Below are 21,881 nucleotides of genomic sequence, written 5' to 3' on the forward strand. Positions count from 1 at the left end.
ATGGCCAAGTGTATGAAAAAGGCGAATACCTTAATGAACTGCGCCAAGGCGATTGGATATTCACCGATAACGAATTCCAATATCGCCCAAGGCCGAATCCTGAAAGACGCTCTTGGCATGGTCGCTTCGACAAGGGTAAGCAAGTCGGCCACTGGGAACTGCGTACAGTCGAGGATTATGTGCTTGAAATTGCTAACTATGACGACCAAGGTAACTTGCATGGTAAGCAATACCAGTTTGAGAATAATGGCTCGATACAGGTGATTAATCATTACAATCACGGCCAGTTTTTAAATCAGGAAACACCGCCGCCCGTCTTACCCGTTGAAGATAGCGTGTTTCCTTTTTATTAACGAAAGCAGGTGACGTTAAGCTGTTTAGCTTAACGCCAATCGCGTAAACTAACTCGCCGAGCACTCGGACAAAGTGCACTGCATCAACATAGTGTAAACGTTAGGATTCTTATACTGGCCGCCCATTGCGCGGCCCTAAGATCCACAGCAAGGGATCAGCATGTACAACTCGCCATTTCGCTTTATTAGCCTTGCCATTGCCGGGAGCAGCCTAGTCGGCGTCCATACACAGGCGGCGCAAAACCTCTCCTCCATGATGGTCGAAATTCGCCAGCAGGACGGTATTCCCAGCTATTACAATCTCGCCACGGGCATGCCCTTAAATGGCGATATCGCCATCGTTCGCGATAACCAAGGTTATACCTTAGGGCAATTTTCGCAGGGGATACCGAATGGGAAATGGCAGGTTTTTCATAGTAATAACAGCAGAATTGTCGAAGGTAACTATCAACTCGGTTACCAAGATGGCACCTGGCGACTGTTCGACTTAGATGGCGCCATGACCGAGGAGCAGCAATTTGCCAAGGGAGTCCCCGTTGGCGAATGGAAGGAATTTAACGCCACGGGCAATGTTACCCAAAGCACCCTCTATAAAAATGGCCAAAAGTCCCAAGTAAAACGATTCTTCCCGAGTGGCAAATTACAGGCGCAAGAAAGCTACCTCGATAACCTTCGCCACGGTAAATGGGAAAGCTTTTATGAGAATGGCACCCTCTCCCAAAGCCAAACCTACGCCAATAACCAACTCTCTGGCCCCTATCTCGAGCAAAATGCCGAGGGCCAAGTCGTCGTTAATGGCCGCTTCGATGCCGACGGCCGCCGCCAAGGTCTATGGGAAACCTTTTTCGACGATGGCACTAAGGCCAGTGCCAGCCAATTTAATCTCGATAAACTCGAGGGGGAAGAACGCACCTTTTATCCCAGTGGCGAACTGGCGAGCCTGTGCCACTATCAGGCCGGACTGCGCCATGGTAAGTGTCAGCAATTCAATGAACTGGGCAAACTTCAAGTGGAGGAGCAATACCTCAACGATGTGCTAGAGGGGCGTCAGCAGTACTTTAACCTTGAGGGCGTACTGACCAGCGATTTGAACTACAAGCAGGATATGCTAGCCGGCACGCAAAAGTATTTCCATTCCAACGGCCAACTTAAAGAGCTGCGAACCTATCAAGACACGCAACTGGCCGATAATGGTCAATACCCTTTACATGGCCCCTCTGAGCGCTATGATGCGGACGGTAATCTTATCGAAAAAAGCAGCTACAACATGGGCTTAAAGGATGGATTATTTGAGCGCTATAACGGCGGAAAACTGCAAACCGCAGAGGTGTGGAAGCTAGGTCAAAGGGATGGAGAGTTCCGTCGTTACCACACAAATGGCCAGCTACGCAGCTTAGATGTGTATGTCGATGGCAAACTCACTGGCCGCTCCGAATCCTACTATGAAGATGGCTCGGTGAATGAACGAGGTGAGCGCATCGAAGGCGCGTGGGTCGGTAAATACGAATCCTTTTACGACAATGACAAGCCCAGAGAACTCACCCACTACGCCCGCACAAAACCTGATAACAGCAGTAGCTATCCCCTCGATGGCCACTTTAGTCGCTGGTACTACAATGGCGATCTCAACGAGGAAGGTGAATATAAAGCAGGCTTAAAAGAAGGACTGTGGATCCAATATCAGCAGGGCCAAAAACAAAAAGAACAGAGCTTTGTTAATGGCAAACTCAATGGCGACTACGCAGAATATTATCAAGGTCGCCGCCGCGTCACTGGCCAATATGAGGATAATCAAAAAACCGGTCTCTGGATTGATTACCGCTACGAAGCCAAAGACCCAACCTACGGTGCGATCCCCGAGGGCAATATCAGCCAGAAAACCCATTGGAAGGACAATAAACGCCATGGCACCAGCGAGCACTACAGCTTTAAGCAAGTGGTTTATCGCTTAGAAACCTATGATAACAATGATAAAACAGGCATCTATGCCGAATATTATCCTAACAATGGCCAGCTCAAACTTAGCGGCACTATGGATAAAGGTCAGCAAACAGGACTGTGGGAAAGCTGGTATGCGGATGGCATTTTAGCTGCCAGCAGCGAGTTTTTAGATAACCAACAACATGGCAGCAGCAAAGAGTATTACAGCAATGGTCAGCTCAAACTCGAAGCCCAATACACTAAAGGCGAGCTCGACGGCGAGCGCAGGGAATACCATCAAAATGGCAAACCTAAACTGACTGAGACTTGGTTGAAGGGTCAGAAGGAAGGCGATGCCAGCTATTACCACACCAATGGCAAACTCGCCGAACAAGGCACTTATCTTAAGGATCGCAGGGAAGGCTTATGGCTGCAATTTTGGCCCAGTGGCGAAAAACGCAGTGAAGGCAGCTATATCGCCGACCGCCAAGCGGGAGATTGGAACCACTACGATCAGCTCGGTAAGTTGATTAATACCGAGCATTTCTAATAGCTTACCCTACTATTTCGATTCAAACCTCAATGTTTGAGGATTGCCGAAGCTGCCTGTTTACAGTCAGCTTCAGCAATCACGTTAGACTGTTATTTATGTTGTATGGTCGCCTTTCGCGTTGGCCGTAGCAGGCTCCCAAGCAATAATCCACAGCCTAAACCGCCAAGGTGCGCGGCATTGTCCACGCCGCCAAAGAGCCCCATCACAAGACTGGCAGAGACGAATAGGGTCAGATTCAGGGCGAGTGGCATATTGTCTGCCAAGGGCAATAAGCCCAACCATATCCAGATGATCAACACGCCAAATAACCCCATGATGGCCCCCGAAGCCCCGATGCTGATTGTCGCCTCATACCAGCCTATGCTGGCCATGCTCGCCATTAAACCACAACATAAATAGATCCAGAGTAAACGCCATTTACCCAGCAGCGGCTCCAAAAACATCCCCGCAAAAAACAGCCCATACAAGTTAAAAACCAAATGCATCAGGCCGCCATGCAAAAATACATTACTGAGTAAACGCCAGACTTGCTGCTCAAGCACCAACTGGCGAAGGTTTGCCCCCCAATCGAGTAACACGCTGTTTGGAAAAGCGATAAAGTGTTGGCTCGCAAAGGCCATCAATACAAATATCAAGCTGTTGATATAGAGCAAGATAGGCGTGATAACAAAGCCCTGCCGAAGCCTAAACTCGGCTAAAAAGCCATACAGCTCCACCTTAGGTTTTTCTAGGCTTAGCTGCACCGCCAAAGCCTTAGACGCCTGCGTCTCATCCAGTTTTAACATCAGACTCATCAACAACCACAGAATGGCCCCAAAGCTTAACCAAGCGATAATCCACGCCAGTTTATGGCCATTACGCGCCTCGAAGGATTGACTCACTGGCATCAAGACGGTCTGATAACCATCAAAGTAGACTGAGCTTTTTTGGGCTGCAGTGAGTAGTTGAGTGTAGCGGCTTGACGGGCCGATACGGTCAAGATAGATAAAGTCATCCGGATTTAAGGCATTAAACTCTTGCTGGCTATGATGAATAAACTCTTGAAATAGCGCTTCTTTCTCCAACTGTTCGAGTCTATTACTGATCGTTTTCTCATAAACTTTGCCATACCATGCCAAGGCCTTAGCACCGACCCGCCAACTCTCGTTAGGTTTAGCGAAAATCGGCATCGCAATATAGAGGCTCATTCGCAGCTCACTGTTGCCCTTACCTATAGGCTCAATATTACGCTGCACCCCTATGTGTTTTTTATCGATATAAAACTGATGTAATTGGTAATATTTGGTCTGCGGCTGGTGCAATAGTGCATTGATGGACTCGAGTTGAGTCAACTTGCCCGTTGCGCTATTAAGGTATTCCTGCGCCACGATAGTGGGTACGGCGAGCAAAAGCACGGCAATCACAAAATAGATAAAACGGCTATTGCTCTTGGTAAAGCGGAATAATTTGAGCCTCGGCCTTAAATAGAAAAACAGTAAGGGCCAAGGCAATATCAGCGGCAGCCAGAAATTGATAATCGATTCGTCAATGCTCAGCAGTTGGAACTCGATAATCAACAACCAATGGAGCAAGCTGTAACCTGAGACAAATAGCAGGCAGAGCAGTATAAAGGGCACATAGATCAACTGGAGTTTTTTTAAGATTAACGCCACACGCATATCATCCTTGAGAGAAAATCCCGCCAATGATACGGCGTATCGCCACACAACGCACCCTTAGCGGGATGATTGCTTGAATTTTAGTGAAGCCAATCAATCCTCTACAACAAAAGTGCTAGACAAATGACAATAAAAAGGCCAGAACGATTCTGGCCTTTTTATTCGATGGATAAGCAATTAATGTCTGCTTAGGTCTCACTGACTTTGGCAAACTGCTGCTGGCTGCGCTGCTTTTTATACTGCTTAGCTTCGGCAGGGATCGGAGTCACTTTGCCCGTTTCTAACCAGTTACGTAAACGGTTGGCATCGGCCATATGGGTGTATTTACCATAGGCATCGAGCACCACAAAGGCCACTTGGCGTTTAGCCATTTCGGTACGCATCACTAAACAATGGCCTGCCTCATTGGTAAAGCCAGTTTTAGTGAGGTGAATATTCCAGTTATCTTTGTAAACCAAACGGTTAGTGTTTCTAAAGTCGAGGCTGTACTTAGGCTTGCCAAAGGTGACGGTTTTCTTTTCGGTCGAGCTTAACTGACCTAACATCGGATAACCTTCACTGGCCTTGAGCAACACCACCAGATCGCGGGCACTCGAAACGTTTTTCTCTGACAGCCCAGTAGGCTCCACATAGCGAGTATTTTTCATGCCTAGGGCTTTTGCCTTAGCATTCATCGCCTTAATAAAAGCTTTATGACCACCAGGATAATGGTGGGCGAGACTTGCCGCCGCACGGTTTTCAGATGACATTAATGTCAGCAATAACATATCTCTACGGCTAATTTCGCTGCCAATACGTACCCGAGAGTAGACGCCACGCATTTCCTTGGTGTCGTTGATATTGATGGCAAGCTTTTCATCCATGGGCAACTTAGCGTCCAAGGTCACCATGGCGGTCATCAGCTTAGTCACAGAGGCAATCGGCCTTACGGCATCGGGATTACTGGAATAGAGAATTTCGTTGGTTTTAAGATCAACCACCAGCGCACTATTGGCAGCCACTTCCTGCTGTTTTGCTGGGGCTTTTTTCGCCGTGGCGGTGCTTTTTGTAGTGACAGAAGCCGAATCGGCAGAATGCGCTGTCGCGGCAACAGTTAAACTGCTGCATACCAAGATAAAACTACCAAGCAGAGAAGGGATCTTCATGTAGATTTCACTGAGTCGTTAAATAAGTCGAATGTGCTACGCACAAGGTTGAAGCTAAGTATAAGAGGTCTGTGGAAAAAGGAATAGAATCCCCATCGACTTTTATCAGTGATATCAGCACTTTTTACATTAAAACAATAACACTAGATAACAGCGTAAAACATTAGTAGAAGTGAGAAACTAAGCAGTAAGGGCCGCCTTCATTATAACTTACAGCAACTAAATCTATAAAACCTATTTTTTTACAGCGAAATAATTCAAAATACAGCACGAAAAAATTTAACAGCCATAAAAAAACCAGCCAATTGGCTGGTTTTTTATTATTCACGCAATGCTCTTAGTGTTGAATCAACAACCCCAATAAGGCTTAGGCCTGTGGGCGCATAGCTGGGAACAGGATCACGTCACGGATAGTGTGAGTGTTAGTGAATAGCATCACTAAACGATCGATACCGATACCTTGACCCGCGGTTGGTGGTAAACCGTGTTCCAGTGCAGTAATGTAGTCTGCATCGTAGAACATGGCTTCATCGTCACCCGCGTCTTTCGCGTCAACCTGTGCTTTAAAGCGGCTGTCTTGGTCTTCAGCATCGTTTAACTCGCTGAAACCGTTAGCCACTTCACGGCCACCGATGAAGAATTCAAAACGGTCGGTGATGAAGTGATTGTCATCGTTACGACGTGCCAGTGGCGAAATGTCCGCTGGGTAGCCAGTGATGAAAGTCGGTTGCATTAATTGCCATTCAGCGGTTTCACCGAAGATTTCTTCGAGCAGCTGACCACAGGTCCAGAACTTCTCGATCTTGATGCCTAGGCTGATAGCCAGTTCACGCATGAATTCAAGATCTTTCACTTGCTCGTAGGTCATGGCTTGGATAGTCGCGTTGTCAGGATTGTACTTCTGAATCGCTTCTAACATGCTCAGACGAGCGTATGGGCCACCGAAATCAACAGTGTGCTCGCCGTATGGCATTTGCGCGCTGCCTAATAGCTCAATCGCGATAGAGCTTAATAGCTCTTCGGTTAAGTCCATCAGATCTTTGTAGTCAGCGTAGGCCATATAGAATTCCATCATAGTGAATTCTGGGTTGTGGCGTGGCGACAGACCTTCGTTACGGAAGTTACGGTTGATTTCGAATACGCGCTCAAAACCACCGACCACTAAACGCTTGAGGTATAACTCTGGCGCGATACGCAGGTACATTGGCATGTCCAGCGCATTGTGGTGAGTGATAAATGGACGCGCTGAAGCACCGCCTGGGATCACGTGCATCATTGGGGTTTCAACTTCCATGAACTCTTTTTTGATCATGAAGTTACGGATAGCAGCAACCACTTTTGAACGCATGACGAAGGCTTGACGAGATTCTTCGTTAACGATTAAGTCCACATAACGTTGGCGATAACGGGTTTCTTGGTCGGTTAAGCCGTGGAATTTTTCAGGCAGAGGACGCAGTGCTTTGGTCAGCAGTTGGTACTCTTCCATGTTGACGTACAGATCGCCTTTACCAGACAAGTGCAACTGACCAGTTACGCCGATGATGTCTCCGATATCCAGACCTTGGTAACGGTCTTTCAGATCAGCTTGAACGCCCTTTTCAGCGTAAGCTTGGATACGACCAGACACGTCTTGGATCACCAGGAATGGGCCACGTTTTGCCATGATACGGCCAGCGATGCTGGTTTTAAAACCTAAGGCTTCGAGTTCTTCCTTAGTGTTTTGACCGTATTTTTCCTGCAACTCAGCCGCTTTGTGGGTGCGACGGAAAGTATTAGGGTGAGCATTAGCGCTGCAGTTCGGGCGAATGCTTTCTAGCTTGGCACGACGCTCGGCAATCAGTTTGTTTTCATCTTGTACTTGTTCAGTCATCTTATTTCTCGTCTATACCTTTGAATTAATTACAGCCCTGATTTCAAACTGGCTTCGATAAACTTGTCCAGATCGCCATCGAGTACCGCTTGGGTATTGCGCGTCTCCACGCTAGTGCGTAAGTCTTTAATACGGGAATCATCCAATACATAAGAACGGATCTGGCTGCCCCAACCGATGTCAGATTTAGCATCTTCGGCGGCTTGCTTTTCCGCATTTTGCTTATGCATTTCTAATTCGAACAGTTTGGCTTTTAACTGCTTCATCGCCGAATCTTTGTTCTTGTGCTGTGAACGGTCGTTCTGACACTGCACTACCGTGTTGGTCGGTAAGTGGGTAATACGTACCGCAGATTCGGTTCGGTTAACGTGCTGACCACCCGCACCCGAGGCGCGGTATACGTCGATACGTAAGTCAGCAGGATTGATATCGATGGTGATATCGTCATCAATCTCTGGGTAAACGAATACCGAGCAGAAAGACGTATGGCGACGGCCCGATGAGTCGAATGGCGATTTACGCACTAAACGGTGCACGCCCGTCTCGGTACGTAACCAACCGAAGGCATACTCACCGGTGAATTTAATGGTCGCGCCCTTAATGCCGGCGACGTCACCATCGGTGACTTCCATCAGCTCAGGGCTGAATCCGTGGGCTTCGCCCCAACGCAGATACATGCGCAGTACCATGTTGGCCCAATCTTGCGCCTCGGTACCACCACTGCCCGACTGAATGTCTAAGTAACAGTTTGAGGCATCCTGTGGACCAGAGAACATACGGCGGAATTCGAGTTCGGCCAAACGGCTCTCTAAATAATCCAGCTCTTTGGTGGTTTCATTGAAGGTGTCTTCGTCTTCTTCTTCGATGGCAAGTTCTAGCAGACCTTCAACGTCTTCTAGACCTGAGTCCATATCATCGATAGTTTTTACGACAGCTTCGAGGCTAGCGCGCTCTTTACCTAGGGCTTGAGCACGTTCTGGCTCGTTCCACACCTCAGAACTTTCAAGTTCACGGCTGACTTCTTCTAGACGCTCATGCTTAGCATCGTAGTCAAAGATACCCCCTAAGAAGCTGCGTACGCTCGGCAAGCTCCTTAATTTTGAATTTTACTGGATTAATTTCAAACATGAATTTTCAACTTCGCTTTATTGTTGCCGTTTCAATGGATTTTTCATCAAAGACGGCGGCGCTTAACGGTAATTGCAACCGCGCATTTTAACCTAACAGCGCTTGTAAACCTAGGGCGCGATGGCGTTTCACTGCGATTTTATCAGCATAAAAAGCACCGTTAGAACCCGCAGATTAACAGACAAAGCCGAGTTAAGACTGTGATCTTACATGAAATTGCCAGTTTGACGCCCCAATTCAGTTAAAAATTGAGTTTACTAAATAGTGATAATTACTAAAAACTGTATAGGATTAAGATAGATACAGAAAGAACATCCCAAAAACACTAAGATAATCACAGCAATCCACCAGCAAACCCTCACCAGCGCACAGTCTGACATAGGTTTGTGATGGCGACGGCAATTTAGCGTCAAACTTCCCTCGACCATAAGCGTCTTCTAAAGCGCTCTAGTTATACTCAACCCCACCTTAAGCCTGCGATGCAGCAAGCACCCTACAAATATAAAAGGCCTTGGGATGATAGAACTTCGAATCGATAATCAGATAGTCACGGCCGAGCCGAACGATAACCTATTACGGGCAGCCCGTATGGCTGGCATTGCCATTCCTAGCCTGTGCGATCCAACAGACGCCACACAGCAATTGGGCACTAGCCCCCATGCCGATAAACAGGACTGCAATCTCTGCCTAGTGCAAATCGAGAATACCGATGCGAGCCTGCGCTGCGTTAAAGCCTGCCAAACCCCAGCCGAAACTGGCATGAAGGTCATCACCCAATCGGCGTTTTTAACAAAACAGCGCCAGGCCGCACTGAACACGATTTTGAGCGATCACTTTGCCGATTGCGAAGCGCCCTGCCAGCAGGCCTGCCCCGCGGGTGTCGATGTGCAAAGTTACCTCTACCATATTGCCCAAGGCGACCATACCCAAGCGATTAAAGTCATTAAAGACACACTACCACTGCCACTTTCGATAGGTCGGGTATGCCCCGCGTTTTGCGAAACTGAATGTCGTCGCGGCCTCGTCGATGACCCCATTGCCATTCGCCAACTTAAGCGCCACGCCGCCGATTTAGATCTGGCCGATGATGAGCACGGCAATAGCTATCAACCGCCACGCCTCGCTGACACGGGTAAGAAAATTGCCATTATAGGCGCAGGCCCTGCGGGCTTAAGTGCGGGTTATTATCTTTCGAATCAAGGGCATAATGTAGAAATCTTTGAAGCCATGCCCAAGGCTGGCGGCTGGCTGCGCTACGGTATTCCCGAATATCGTTTACCTAAGGCGATTCTCGATAAAGAAATCGAGCTGCTATGCCGTAATGGTTTAACCATTCATACCCAGACTCGCCTCGGCCATGAAATCCACTTACCCCAGCTGGTCGACGATTTCGACGCTGTGTGCCTCGCCATCGGCGCCCAAAAGGCGGTGCCGATGAACTACAAAGGCTCGGAGCTGGCAGGCTGCTACCTTGGGGTAGATTTTCTTAAGGATCATTGCCTCGATAAACAATTAACCCTAGGTAAAAAAGTCGCAGTAATCGGCGGCGGTAATACCGCCATCGATTGTGCTCGCACAGCGGTGCGTGAAGGCTGCGATGTCACCTTAATCTACCGCCGTACCCGCGCCGAAATGCCCGCCGAAGCCTACGAAGTGCACGAGGCCGAAGTCGAAGGGGTTAAGTTTCATTTCTTAACCAATCCCATTGAAAATCATAGTGATGCCAATGGACAGGTAGAATCTGTCACCTTCAGCAAAATGGCGCTCGGCGAAGCCGATACCTCGGGCAGACGCGCGCCCGTAGACACGGGGGAAACCTTTACCGAGGCCTTCGATACCGTTATCGCCGCAGTCTCGCAAGCGCCGGATCTGAGTTTTATGCAAGATCCTATGGGGCAACTCAGTCAGGGCAAACTGGCGCTGAGCCGTTGGAACACCCTGATAGGCTGCGAGCAAACCATGTCATCGGGTGTAGAAAAACTGTTTGTGATGGGCGATGCCCGCCGCGGCCCAGCGACTGCCGTAGCCGCGATTGGCGATGGCCGTAAAGCGGCAATCGCTATTCATAAGATGCTAAAAATTGGCCTTAGCTGCGATTTGCATGCCCATGAATTTAACTCGGTAAAAACCATCCCGAGTTCCCACAAGCAAGCAGAAACTCAATCAACCCAAACCCAGTCTGTTGCAGGTTCGGCACTTTATCCCCATATTCCACGCCAGCCCCGCTTGAAGATGCCCGAACTCACGGCGCTGCAACGGTTGCTGAATTACAGTGAAGTCGAGTTAGGTTTTCCCGCAGATGCCGCCATGCAAGAGGCGGCGCGCTGTCTCGAGTGTGCCTGTCAAGCCAATACCGACTGCAAGCTTAGGGATTACGCCACGGATTACGGTGTCGAGACCAAAAACTTAGCCCCTGAAAATGCACAGCATTTTAGCGTAGATAAGAGTTCGCCCTTTATACAATTCGATGCTAATCGCTGTATTAGCTGCGGTAAGTGCGTCGATGTGTGTCAGCAGCAGAGTGGCCACTGCGCCATCCAATTTACCCAAGACTCCTATCAGGCGCTGCCACAGGAAATCAGTCAACATATGGCGCGCCGCGCGCCAAGAGTCGGCTTTAGTGCCAGCATGGCCGATAGCAACTGCGTACAATGTGGTAACTGTGTCCAGGTTTGCCCCACAGGTGCACTGGTCGATGCGCGGGATAAACGCCAAGGCGATAGCACAGAGTTAAAAACCGCCTCGACGATTTGTACTTACTGCGGCGTGGGCTGTCGTCTAGACCTTAAAATCGACCCCAACGCCAATCGCATTCGTCATATCGAAGGCAATAAGGACTCGGTCGTTAACCAAGGCATGTTGTGTGTTAAGGGACGTTTTGGCTTCGATTTTATTCATAGCGACAAACGCCTCACTACGCCACTGATCCGTAAAAATGGCGAGCTACAACCGAGTAGCTGGCCCGAAGCCATCGCCTATGTGGCGAAGCGTTTAACCGAAATAAAACAAAAAGATGGCAGCAATGCCCTAGCCAGTCTCGCCTCAGCAAAAGCCACCAACGAAGATAACTTTGTGCTGCAAAAGTTTGTTCGCAGTGTTCTTGGCACCAACAATATCGATCACTGCGCCCGTCTCTGCCATTCATCGACGGTAACGGGCTTGCAGCAGAGTATTGGTAGCGGCGCCATGACCAATGATATTCCGAGCATCAAGGACTCGGACGTCATCTTTATCTTAGGGTCGGATACCACCTGCGCTCATCCGATTATCGCCTCAAAAATCCAGCAGGCGGTGATGCTGCACGGCGCGCGCTTACTAGTCGCCGATCCGAAGCGCGTTGGCATTGCCGAAAAAGCGGAGCTTTATGTCGCCCATAAGCCGGGCACTGACGTCATGCTTCTCAACGCCATCATGGCGGAAATTATCCGTAATGATTGGCAGGATAAAGACTATATTGCCGAACGCACCGAAGGCGTAGAGGCTCTCTATGCGGAATTAGCCAAGGAGGATTACTCCCTCGAAAACGCAGCGCTTATCACAGGTGTTAAGGCCGAAGATATCGCCCGCCTCGCCCGTACCATAGGCACGGCTCAAAAGACCGCAGTTTACTACGCCATGGGTATCACTCAGCATACGACTGGGCACGATAATGTCACCGCTATCTCTAATTTGCAGCTACTTTGCGGCAATATCGGTGTGTCTGGCGCAGGCATCAACCCTCTGCGCGGCCAGAGTAATGTCCAAGGCGCCTGCGATATGGGTGCGCTGCCCAACTACTTCACAGGCTATCAAAAGGTCACGGATATTCATGCCAGAATGCGTTTTGAAAACCATTGGCAAACCCCGTTATCGGGGGAGATTGGTGTTAGCGCAACCCATATGATGCACGACATCGCCAAGGGCAAAATCAAAGCCTTATATGTGATGGGCGAAAACCCAGTGCTGAGCGACCCCGATCAGGCTCATGTGCTTAATGCCTTGAAGCAAATCGAGTTTCTGGTTGTGCAGGACATCTTTTTAACTGAGACCGCTGAGCTTGCCCATGTGGTTTTACCCGCTGCCGCATTCGTAGAAAAACGCGGTCACTTTACCAATACCGAACGTCGGGTGCAGCGACTCGAGCAGGCACTTGCCTCTCCGGGCGAGGCATTGCCCGATTGGCAGATAGTACAAGCGGTTGCTAACGCCATGGGGGCTAACTGGAATTATGCCAATGAGGAAGCTATCTGGCGCGAGATCAATGAGTTAACCCCCCAATATCGCGGCATTCGCTGGGAAAGATTAACTGCCAACGCAAAGGGTGAGATTTCTCAAGGGATCCAATGGCCTTGTCCGGATGAAACCCATCCGGGAACTCCCATTATGCATCAGAATCAATTCACCCGAGGTTTAGGCTTATTTACTCCGGTCAGTTATCGTCTCCCCGCCGAGATGCCCTGCAAAGAGTATCCACTGACGCTCTCAACGGGTCGCCTTTTGGAGCAATTCCACACGGGCACACTCACCCGTAAAACACCTGGGCTGGATTTACTCGGCGCACCTAAGGTGATGATTTCTGTCTATGATGCGGAGCAACTGGGGATAGATAACGGCGATAGACTTCGCCTAACCACCCGCCGCGGCGAGATTGAAATCGACGCCTTTGTGACTAAACGCGCCCAAGCGGGGGTGCTGTTCCTGCCGTTCCATTTTGTGGAAGCAGCGGCCAATAAACTCACGATCAATGCCTTAGATCCTGTGGCTTATATTCCCGAATATAAAGTCTGTGCGGTTAGGGCTGAAAAGGTAACCGCAAAGGTGAGTGAACCAGCCTAGGGCTTCATAGCAAGCATAAAATTAAGCCCAAAGATGAACATAAAAAACGGGAGACACTGTCTCCCGTTTTTATTCGCTAACTTAATTAAGTTGCTTAATTAGCCGAGTTAAATCTTAAACTGCCCCACCAATTTACCTAGGTTAATCCCTTCCTGAGACACGGTTTGGCTCACCTTAGCCGCATCTTCGCTGGAATGCAGCAGCTCGTTAACGATTTCTTGGATGGCATAAACGTTACGGTTGATTTCTTCGGTCACTGAGCTTTGCTCGGTCGCCGCCGTTGCGATTTGGGTACTCATATCATTAATCGCCGTTACCGCGGAAGTGACAGAGCCTAAGCTCTCTGAAATGGCACGGGAAGAATCCACCGAACGCACGCAGCTCTGCTGGCTCTCATCCATGGTTTTTACCGCTAAGGCCACCAGCTTATGGAGTTCCGATAGCATTTCGTTGATTTCTAAGGTACTTGCTTGAGTCCGACTGGCGAGATTTCGCACTTCATCGGCCACTACCGCAAAGCCTCGTCCCTGCTCACCCGCGCGAGCCGCCTCAATCGCCGCGTTTAACGCCAGTAAGTTGGTTTGCTCGGCAATACCACCAATAACTGATAACACGCTGTTAATCTTTTGCGATTGCTCGCTTAAGGATTTAATGCTGCCTGCGGCATTATTGATTTGCGCCATCAGTCCGGCAATTTCTTCGAGTGATACATCGACACAGCGCTGAGCATTGGCCACATCCCCCGTTGCCGCGTGGGTCGCTTCGGCCACTTGCGTGGTATTTTGCGCCACTTCACTCGCGGTAGACGACATCTCAGTAATGGCCGTCACCACTTGGTCTGTTTCATTGTTGTGGCTAAGTAGCTGCCGAGACATCAATTTGGTTTGGTCGTGAATCGCGTTCGCGGCGGATTTTACTTTTGCCGTTGCGTTCGCCACATCACCGATAATGGTTTGCAGCTTATCGACGAACAAGTTAAAGGCTTGACCTAATTGGGCAATTTCATCTTCGCCCTTAACACTTAAGCGTTTGGTTAAATCTCCCTCCCCCTTGGCAATATCATTGAGGTTATCGGCCATATTCTTAATAGGTACGACCATGCGGTGGGCAGCAATCATGATGATAAAGGCCGTAATGCCTGTTAGTACTAAGGCTATTAATAAGATCATGAAAGACTTATCGGCCATCTGCTCGGTCACGGTTTGGCGGTAATCCTCGACTACGGCTTCGATATCATCGATATAAGCCCCGGTACCTAACATCCAGTCGGTGCCAGGAACCATCTTCACATAGCTAATCTTCTCAATTTGCTCGTTGGTATTAGGCTTTTGATAATAGTACGAAAAGTTACCGTCACCGCGTTTAGCCGCATCCAACAAACCGACAATGATCTTAGTGCCACGGGGGTCGGTCATATCGATTTTGTTTTGTCCCTCTAAGTTGGGCATCAGGGCGTGGAAAATATTTTTACCTTGTGAGTCATACATAAAGAAGTAGCCTGCGCTGCCAAAACGAATATCACGCAGGGCTTGATTCACATTGCCATTTTCCTTGAGAGACAGTTGGTATTGCACGATTCCGGCGGCAATTTCGGTAGCTTCTTTGATTTGTTGTTTACGCTCACCCACTAGTTTAGTCCTAAAGGTCACCACTTCATCCGCGAGGGATTCCTGTTCGACATAGTAGGAGACGGTCATGAGCACAAATAGGGTCAAAATGAGGGGGAACAAAGATAACAGCAGTAATTTATTACGCAGGCTTAAATTCGACATGCTTGCTTACTCCAGGGTGATCGAGCTTATATTTTTTATATATGCTTGGAGTATAGCCAAAACGGTGCAACATCTTTGGGTTTAACTTAACAAATATTGTATTAGTTTGCGCCAGCTAGCATGTCGATTACTTAGTTTAAGCAAGTAATATCAATCCGATACCACATAGACTAAAACCAAGGACCAGCAGTAACATCTGTGGTTTGAAGAGTTTTAATGCCCCAAAACCAAGCAGTACAACAGCCATATCCACCGCGGATAATACTCCTTGGCTAAACACGGGTTGGTACAGCGCCGCCGCCAGTAATCCCACCACACAGGCATTCACGCCCGAGAGCATGCCGGCAATCTTGGGTCTTGCGGCAATCGCATGCCAACTTTTTAAGCCCACCAACATCAATAAAAATCCCGGTAAGAAAATGGCGATGGTGGCGATAGCCGCACCGACAAAAGGATTTTCTAGCATCATCTCGGCGCCAAGAAAGGTGGCAAAGGTAAACATAGGCCCAGGCACGGCTTGAGCAAAGGCATATCCGGTGAGAAAACGATCGCCGCTCATCGAATCACCCACAGCGGTTTCAAGCAGCGGCAGCACCACATGGCCGCCACCAAAGACTAGGCTGCCTACACGATAAAACTCGCCAAAGATCCCCGCTTCAACGCCTAGATTTAAGGTAAAAAAACTCGCCACAAATAAGGCAATAAATATCCCTAAGCTCAGGTAATTTAGTTGAATAGGTTCAGGTTTTTCAGATTCGCTCTCGCTCGCACTCAGGAATGATAATCCTAAAAGAGCCGCAAGAATTAACAGCGCAATTTGGGTCCACAAAAACGGAAAAATCAGTATGGCCGCGGCACTGCCAAGCATTACTAAACGGGCCGTTTGACGTTGGCAAAACTGCTTAAACATCGCCAAAACAGCGTCAGCCACCACGACCACCGCCAGCAGTTTTAAGCCATGGATTATGCCCTGCATATATTCATTGCCCAGCCACGCCGCGGTTGTCACCGCCAGCAGATACATCAACACAAAGGAAGGTAAGGTAAATCCGGCAAAGGCCGCGATGGCGCCTAAAAGCCCACCGCGATGGTAACCAATGGCAAAACCAACCTGGCTCGAGCCCGGTCCCGGCATAAATTGGCTTAAGGCAACCAAACTGGCATAGCGTTTATCATCGAGCCAGCCGAGTTCATTCACAAAGGTTTGGCGAAAATAGCCAATATGCGCCGCAGGCCCTCCAAAACTCATCAATCCAAGGGTAAAAAAACGTAAGAATATCTGCAGCATAAGCTTTGCCTTTCGATGCATAAAATGAACAAGATTATGCCACTAAAAAGACAATTTAATGAAAGTGAAATGCAAATTCTTCGAGGTATAGCGAATTCCATAAACAAAAAAGCCGGCAAAATCCATTTGCCGGCATCCTAAATTCAGGATAAATATCAATTGACTAGGAGTTTAAACCCATCATTAGTGAGTTTTTCTTCTTCTGATCAATGCCCCCAGTGCGAGTAACATAGATAAACCACCTAAAGCACCACCACTATCTTTATTGGTGTCAGGCTCTGGTTCAGGCGTTACAGGCGGCGTAGTTGGCTCAACACCATCGGATTCAACGGTCAGCATAAAGCTGGTGCTCGCTGCATCTGTTGGGTTTTCCACATCACTCACAGTGACTGTGACTTCTACTTCACCGTGGAAGTTAGCTTCTGGTGTGATAGTGATAGTTGAACCCGAAGTATTGCCGTTAACCATTGCAGTGATGTGTTCACCGGTCACGCGGATGGTGTTAACACTGGTTTGCTCATCGGCGTAAAACACTTTTAGGCCTTCTAAACTCGTGTTTTCTGCGATCGTTTGGTTAGCGATACGAGACACTGTGATATTGCTTGGGACAGTAACGCTGTGTGACATGCTGATATCCGCCATGCCATCAACCGAACTGACGGCATCAACAGTTAGTACTTTGCCAGGCGCATTGTTAGCCACCTTAGTCCAAGCCGTCACTTCAAATTGAGATGATTCAGGACCAACGTAGTCGTAACAAACCACTAAACCATTGTGGATCTTCTCTTTCAGATTGTTCCAAGCGAACTGCTCGCCTTTATAACCTAGATCAGGACCCAAGTTTGATAAGAGACCTTTGAAGCCTTGGATACCGATAGAGCCACGGCCATCCTGAGTACCAAAGTCAATATTGTCATAGGCCATCATCATCTCGTATTCACCATCACCGAAGCGGGTGTTTACGTTGAACAGCAGCTCAAAGTCGAATCGGTCATCACGTTCCTCCCACTGCTTCGCATTGGTCGTAGGATTGTTGGCCAACTGCTTGTAAGAGCGAGCGTTATCGTACTCGATGATACCCCAACCGTCAGAGGTACTACCCACAGTGATACCGGCGATTTCATTGCTGGTCAGCACTAATGGCACACTCATCAGCTCTTGAATGCTACCGCGGTAGTCAAATCCACGCCACAACATACCAATACTGGAGAATGGTGAATTCAGGTATGGGAAGATGTCATGCCATGGGTAGAAGAACTTCTGGTTTTTATACAGAGTAACAATACCGGTACCCAAAATTTGGACAACGTTTTCGTTCCACTGGTTCAGGGCTTCGGCGTTGTTGTAAAGGTGGAAACCCGTATATTCGCCACCAAACAGAGTGCTAATAGGGATCTGCACGCCAGTTTGATAACGGATTGAGTTAGTGTTACCAGTTGTCACCTTGCCATTAGCACCTAGTACTGTCGGCTCGAAACCACTCATTGTTGGGTAAATACCGAACTCTTCTAAGTTAACGTAACCACCTGGGTTTTCGTTACCAAAGTTTGGAGTGCGACACATAGGATCGGTTTCGTTTGTGGTGATATTGTAATGCGCGTAGTCACCCAGCGTATTCGGTTGCACACCACTAATGGTCAGCTTTTTACCTTCAACCTTGATATCTTTTACGATAGCTTTTGAAGAACTGAATACATCTTCCGCTTTCAGGCTTAAGCCTTCTGGGATATTAGCTACGATACTAAATGCACGGTCTGCACCAGTATCATTAGGCTGAACCTCAAAGGTGAATGGTACATACTGACCCACTAATGCCTTGGTTTTAGGTACATCTAAATGAACATCATTAACACCACGAACCAGTTTTAATGACACTTTACCTATATTACCTGCGTTAACCGCAGAGGTGCCAAAGTCCACTAGTGAGTAATAGATATCCCCCTCGGTCATCTCAGGGATGTCCCAGTTTACGCTGATATCTACAGGGTCAGTACCATTGCTTGCTGGTACTTCAATGCCCATATTGCTAGCAACTTGGTCGCTTACAATCGTGGTAGCCAATTTGAAAGTTTCTTCTAAACCACTGTTATAGTTGTTTGAAGAATTACCTTTTCTTGGGTTATAGAAAATTGCCCAATAAGTACCTTCTTCTGGGTCATTGATGTTACAGAAGTTGTTATACAGACCGTCGTTAGAAATACATAACAGTTCTTCAAACGGATCTGGTTGACCGTTACCGTTATAATCCTTACCAACGTAAATGCTCACACTACCAATTTCTAAGCTACCGGCTAGTGAAGATTCAGTTTTACCCAATTTCTCAACTACAAGACGACGAGAACCGGCTGGCACATTGATCATCTCAATATGGGCCGCTTCGTCAATACGTAATTCAGGGGCAATACCGCCTGCACCTGTGCTAGCCCATGGATAATATTGATCATCATCCTTTGGAATAGTCACGGTTTTCACATTGGCTTTCACTGGCTCAAAGACGCGACCGTGGATACTCTCACCTTCAGGTAAATTAATCCCTTGGAACACTACACTGGACTCATTACGGTGTGCAGTTGCTTGCAAATTTGCAGGCATGCCGTTTTTGTCGTACTTAAATACGATTGGCCAATGGGCTTCTGAACCATTACCGCTGGTGTCAGTGAAGATCAGATTAGTGTGCAGTTCTACTTCAGAGTTACTGAACAAGTCTTGGGTATCCATGATTGATGCTTCAATCACAATGTCCTTTGTCTCGCCAGCTGCCAAGGTAAACTCACTCGGAGAGACTTTAATGCTCACACCGTTTTGAACAAATTGATTCTTAGAATCCATGTTCCAGTTGATCACATCACTGTTCTTCACACTCCAAGTACCGTCTTTAGTGCCTTTAATGGTGCGGATCCATTGACACTTAGGTTTACATTCAAAGTTAACTAACTGTGGAATGTTTAGCTTATGCAACACACCACCGTTTGCTGGATCGGCCGCTTTGAAGTTATCAATGGTTTCATCCATTACAAAGCCAGCGTTCACTGCATTCGACACGTTAATACGACCAGTACCCGCGCGGTAGGTTGAAGCCAGTTCAACATTGCCAGTTGCCTCGTTCAGACGACGGTATTGAACTTTATTTTCCGCCGTCATCGCCAGCGCAGATTGTACTTCGGTCGCAGTCCAGGTTGGTTGTGCTTGACGCAGCAGCGCCATAGAACCCGCAACGTGTGGCGATGCCATTGAGGTACCACTCATAAGGGTGAAATCACCAGATGCCGATGCAGCACTGAATGGATGTTCATCAGCAAAAGCTGCGTAAATATCCACACCCGGCGCAGCTACCGCAGGGATAAGCGCTTCACGAGTCGAAGTACTAGGACCACGTGATGAGAATGGGGCTAACCAATCCGCTTCAGTTGGTTCAAGACGACGCTCAATTTCAGTGGCAGTGATCGTCAGCGTATGCCCCGTGCCTTTGTTCAACCAGCCATATAGACCGTTTCCGCTAGATGTACCCCAGTTTTCTTGAGTGATATGGATTGATGGCACAGAGTAAGAAACCGCAGGAACAATCGCTTCACCAGCTGCGTAGTTGTACAGAATCATACCATCTGCGCCGCCAGCCTTAACGTTGTCAGCTTTAACGCTTCGAGCAATACCGGTTGTGCTAGCTGTACTGTTACGACGACAGGCTACAATCACATCAACAGGATTGCCATCGGCATCGGTCAAGTCAAAAGTACCCGCTGGGAATGGGTTTGCACAGTATTCATCGTTGTGGCTTCTCGCCATTACCACACGACCGGTGACCGATTCTTTGTTAATCACGCCACCAGTGATTTCACTCCACGAAGGAGTTGTTAATCCACCAGCAGGGTTAACTAGCTTAGTGGTGATATCAATCACACGGTCATGGGTCGTTGCGGCAGCACTTAATAACCAGGGTGAAGAGTGGTCAATGCGACCAAAAAACTCGGCGTTACCGCCATATTGGCCAGAGTTACCCGCTGCAACAGCAACAGAAACACCAGCTTCACGGGCAGCCAAGAAGGCTAACTGCACATCATCTGCCCAAGGGTTAGATTCCTGACCACCGATTGAGAAGTTGATAACATCAACGCCATCTTTAATCGCGTCTTCAATACCCGCAACCAGCGCTTCGCCAGGGCAACCTGAGCCGTGATCGTTATCCGGTAAACACACTTGATAGGAGATAATGTTGGCGTGTGGCGCAACACCGCTCAAACGCGGGAATAGACCTTGCTTGATAACATCGCCATCTGAAGCCTTACTCGCAGCTGTTGGAGCAGAGTAATCAACGTTTAATAATACGTTACCCGCTGCGGTTGAAGCTGTGTGTGAGCCGTGACCTTGGTAGTCTTCACCCACTGCTGGGCGCACCACACCGAAAGAACCATTAGCAAAGCTATCGGTGATCACAGGGTATGAGCGCACGCCAATTAACTTATCGTTACACAGGGTTTCAAAACCAGCCTTGGCACAGTCACCGACAAAGGTACCCGAGCCCCAAGGATTAATGTGTTTATAACCATCGTCACCCTCAGCTGCAAATGAAGGGTGATCCGTGTTTACACCGGTATCTAAGATACCCATGATAATGCCTTCACCTTTGTAAGGCACTGAATCAGGAGTGGATTCACCGGTCCAAATTTTATCAGCTTGGATCAGCTGAGGACCCGCATCAGATTGTAATTCATAGGTTTTAGACAGCCGAACCGAGGCAACATTAGGCAGTTGCGCTACACGTTGTGCTTCGTCCTGGGTCATTGCGATAGAGAAACCGTTCACCGCGTTAGTGAACTGTTGACGAGCTTGGCGTGCACCAACATTCGACTGAATATCAGCCAGCACTTGCTTTTGGCTGTTTAACAATTGAGTGCGATAGTTTTGAACGGCGCGGTTTGCAGGTTGACCAGCAACATACAATTTAGAAGAGTTAGCCGAACGCACTGAAGCGTTGCTGGTGCCTAAAAGCTCTGCACTGACTTGGGCCAATGGCTTTTGGTTTAAACGGACAATATAGACCTGTTCGCCAGTCAAACCTTCCTCGTATTGAAACTTGCTTGCCTGAGGATTAATTTGAATATTGAGACCAACACCCTGAGTTCCCTCAGAAGCTTTAAGTTGCTCGGCGGTATATTCATTGATCTGTTCTGGGGTTAACTGCAAACCTTTAATTTTTTGTACTTGGTTCTTATGTACATCGCCGATACTTGCAGCAGCCTGCATAGTACCTGCACCATAAAGGGCGGCAGCAACAGTATAAGTTAGTAACTTCAGCTTCACTTTGCTTCTCCGTTATTGTTGTAGTTGGTCATTTATCACACGACCTAACTGCCAGGTGGCGCCCTAATCTAAACATCTATC

9 protein-coding genes and 1 pseudogene are annotated in these 21,881 nt (G+C 48.2%); 3 read left to right on the top strand and 7 right to left on the bottom strand.

Annotated elements, in window-relative coordinates:
- Together ACK5NH_RS17725 and ACK5NH_RS17730 are read left to right on the top strand one after the other, a co-directional pair.
- Window positions 1-353: pseudogene (locus ACK5NH_RS17725) on the top strand (hypothetical protein); the annotation flags it as partial.
- A gap of 160 nt (window positions 354-513) precedes the next feature.
- A complete protein-coding gene (locus ACK5NH_RS17730) occupies window positions 514-2,823 on the top strand; it encodes a hypothetical protein (RefSeq protein ID WP_416922189.1) in 2,310 nt (769 codons plus the stop codon).
- Window positions 2,824-2,915: 92 nt separating this feature from the next.
- Here ACK5NH_RS17730 and ACK5NH_RS17735 read toward each other — a convergent pair whose 3' ends face one another.
- From ACK5NH_RS17735 to prfB, 4 genes are all read right to left on the bottom strand, one after another.
- Window positions 2,916-4,484, bottom strand: a complete 1,569-nt coding sequence (locus ACK5NH_RS17735; RefSeq protein ID WP_416922205.1) for a rhomboid family intramembrane serine protease — start codon at window positions 4,482-4,484, stop codon at window positions 2,916-2,918.
- A 188-nt stretch (window positions 4,485-4,672) separates the two neighbouring features.
- Complete coding sequence (gene pbpG, locus ACK5NH_RS17740; RefSeq protein ID WP_416922191.1) at window positions 4,673-5,629, bottom strand: D-alanyl-D-alanine endopeptidase; 957 nt, start codon at window positions 5,627-5,629, stop codon at window positions 4,673-4,675.
- Window positions 5,630-5,996: 367 nt separating this feature from the next.
- On the bottom strand, window positions 5,997-7,499 hold the full coding sequence (gene lysS / locus ACK5NH_RS17745; RefSeq protein ID WP_011621622.1) for a lysine--tRNA ligase: 1,503 nt from the start codon (window positions 7,497-7,499) through the stop codon (window positions 5,997-5,999).
- A gap of 29 nt (window positions 7,500-7,528) precedes the next feature.
- A protein-coding gene (gene prfB / locus ACK5NH_RS17750; protein ID WP_416922193.1) for a peptide chain release factor 2 occupies window positions 7,529-8,627 on the bottom strand; the annotation gives its coding sequence in 2 pieces (ribosomal slippage) (window positions 7,529-8,551 and window positions 8,553-8,627; 1,098 coding nt in all).
- Window positions 8,628-9,143: 516 nt separating this feature from the next.
- On the opposite strand from prfB, the gene fdhF reads away from it, so the two are divergent.
- Window positions 9,144-13,442, top strand: a complete 4,299-nt coding sequence (gene fdhF, locus ACK5NH_RS17755; RefSeq protein WP_416922195.1) for a formate dehydrogenase subunit alpha — start codon at window positions 9,144-9,146, stop codon at window positions 13,440-13,442.
- Between the two features lie 107 nt (window positions 13,443-13,549).
- On the opposite strand, the gene ACK5NH_RS17760 is transcribed toward fdhF, so the two are convergent.
- The 3 genes from ACK5NH_RS17760 to ACK5NH_RS17770 all read right to left on the bottom strand — a co-directional run bounded on the left by ACK5NH_RS17760 (window position 13,550) and on the right by ACK5NH_RS17770 (window position 21,800).
- On the bottom strand, window positions 13,550-15,214 hold the full coding sequence (locus ACK5NH_RS17760; protein ID WP_416922197.1) for a methyl-accepting chemotaxis protein: 1,665 nt from the start codon (window positions 15,212-15,214) through the stop codon (window positions 13,550-13,552).
- A 136-nt stretch (window positions 15,215-15,350) separates the two neighbouring features.
- Entirely contained in the window at window positions 15,351-16,502 is a 1,152-nt protein-coding gene (chrA, locus tag ACK5NH_RS17765; RefSeq protein WP_416922199.1) for a chromate efflux transporter, read from the bottom strand.
- A gap of 183 nt (window positions 16,503-16,685) precedes the next feature.
- Window positions 16,686-21,800 (bottom strand): S8 family serine peptidase, encoded by a 5,115-nt coding sequence (locus tag ACK5NH_RS17770; protein WP_416922201.1) that lies wholly within the window; start codon window positions 21,798-21,800, stop codon window positions 16,686-16,688.
- Between the last annotated feature and the right edge of the window lie 81 nt (window positions 21,801-21,881).

The organism is Shewanella sp. (assembly GCF_047975355.1).
Lineage (GTDB): Bacteria > Pseudomonadota > Gammaproteobacteria > Enterobacterales > Shewanellaceae > Shewanella.

What these genes read in the sequence shown, in the direction of transcription:
- ACK5NH_RS17760 (WP_416922197.1), bottom strand. Translation starts at nt 15,214, where the DNA reads ATGTCGAATTTAAGCCTGCGTAATAAATTACTGCTGTTATCTTTGTTC.
- ACK5NH_RS17730 (WP_416922189.1), top strand. Translation starts at nt 514, where the DNA reads ATGTACAACTCGCCATTTCGCTTTATTAGCCTTGCCATTGCCGGGAGC.
- ACK5NH_RS17735 (WP_416922205.1), bottom strand. Translation starts at nt 4,484, where the DNA reads ATGCGTGTGGCGTTAATCTTAAAAAAACTCCAGTTGATCTATGTGCCC.
- lysS (WP_011621622.1), bottom strand. Translation starts at nt 7,499, where the DNA reads ATGACTGAACAAGTACAAGATGAAAACAAACTGATTGCCGAGCGTCGT.
- pbpG (WP_416922191.1), bottom strand. Translation starts at nt 5,629, where the DNA reads ATGAAGATCCCTTCTCTGCTTGGTAGTTTTATCTTGGTATGCAGCAGT.
- fdhF (WP_416922195.1), top strand. Translation starts at nt 9,144, where the DNA reads ATGATAGAACTTCGAATCGATAATCAGATAGTCACGGCCGAGCCGAAC.
- chrA (WP_416922199.1), bottom strand. Translation starts at nt 16,502, where the DNA reads ATGCTGCAGATATTCTTACGTTTTTTTACCCTTGGATTGATGAGTTTT.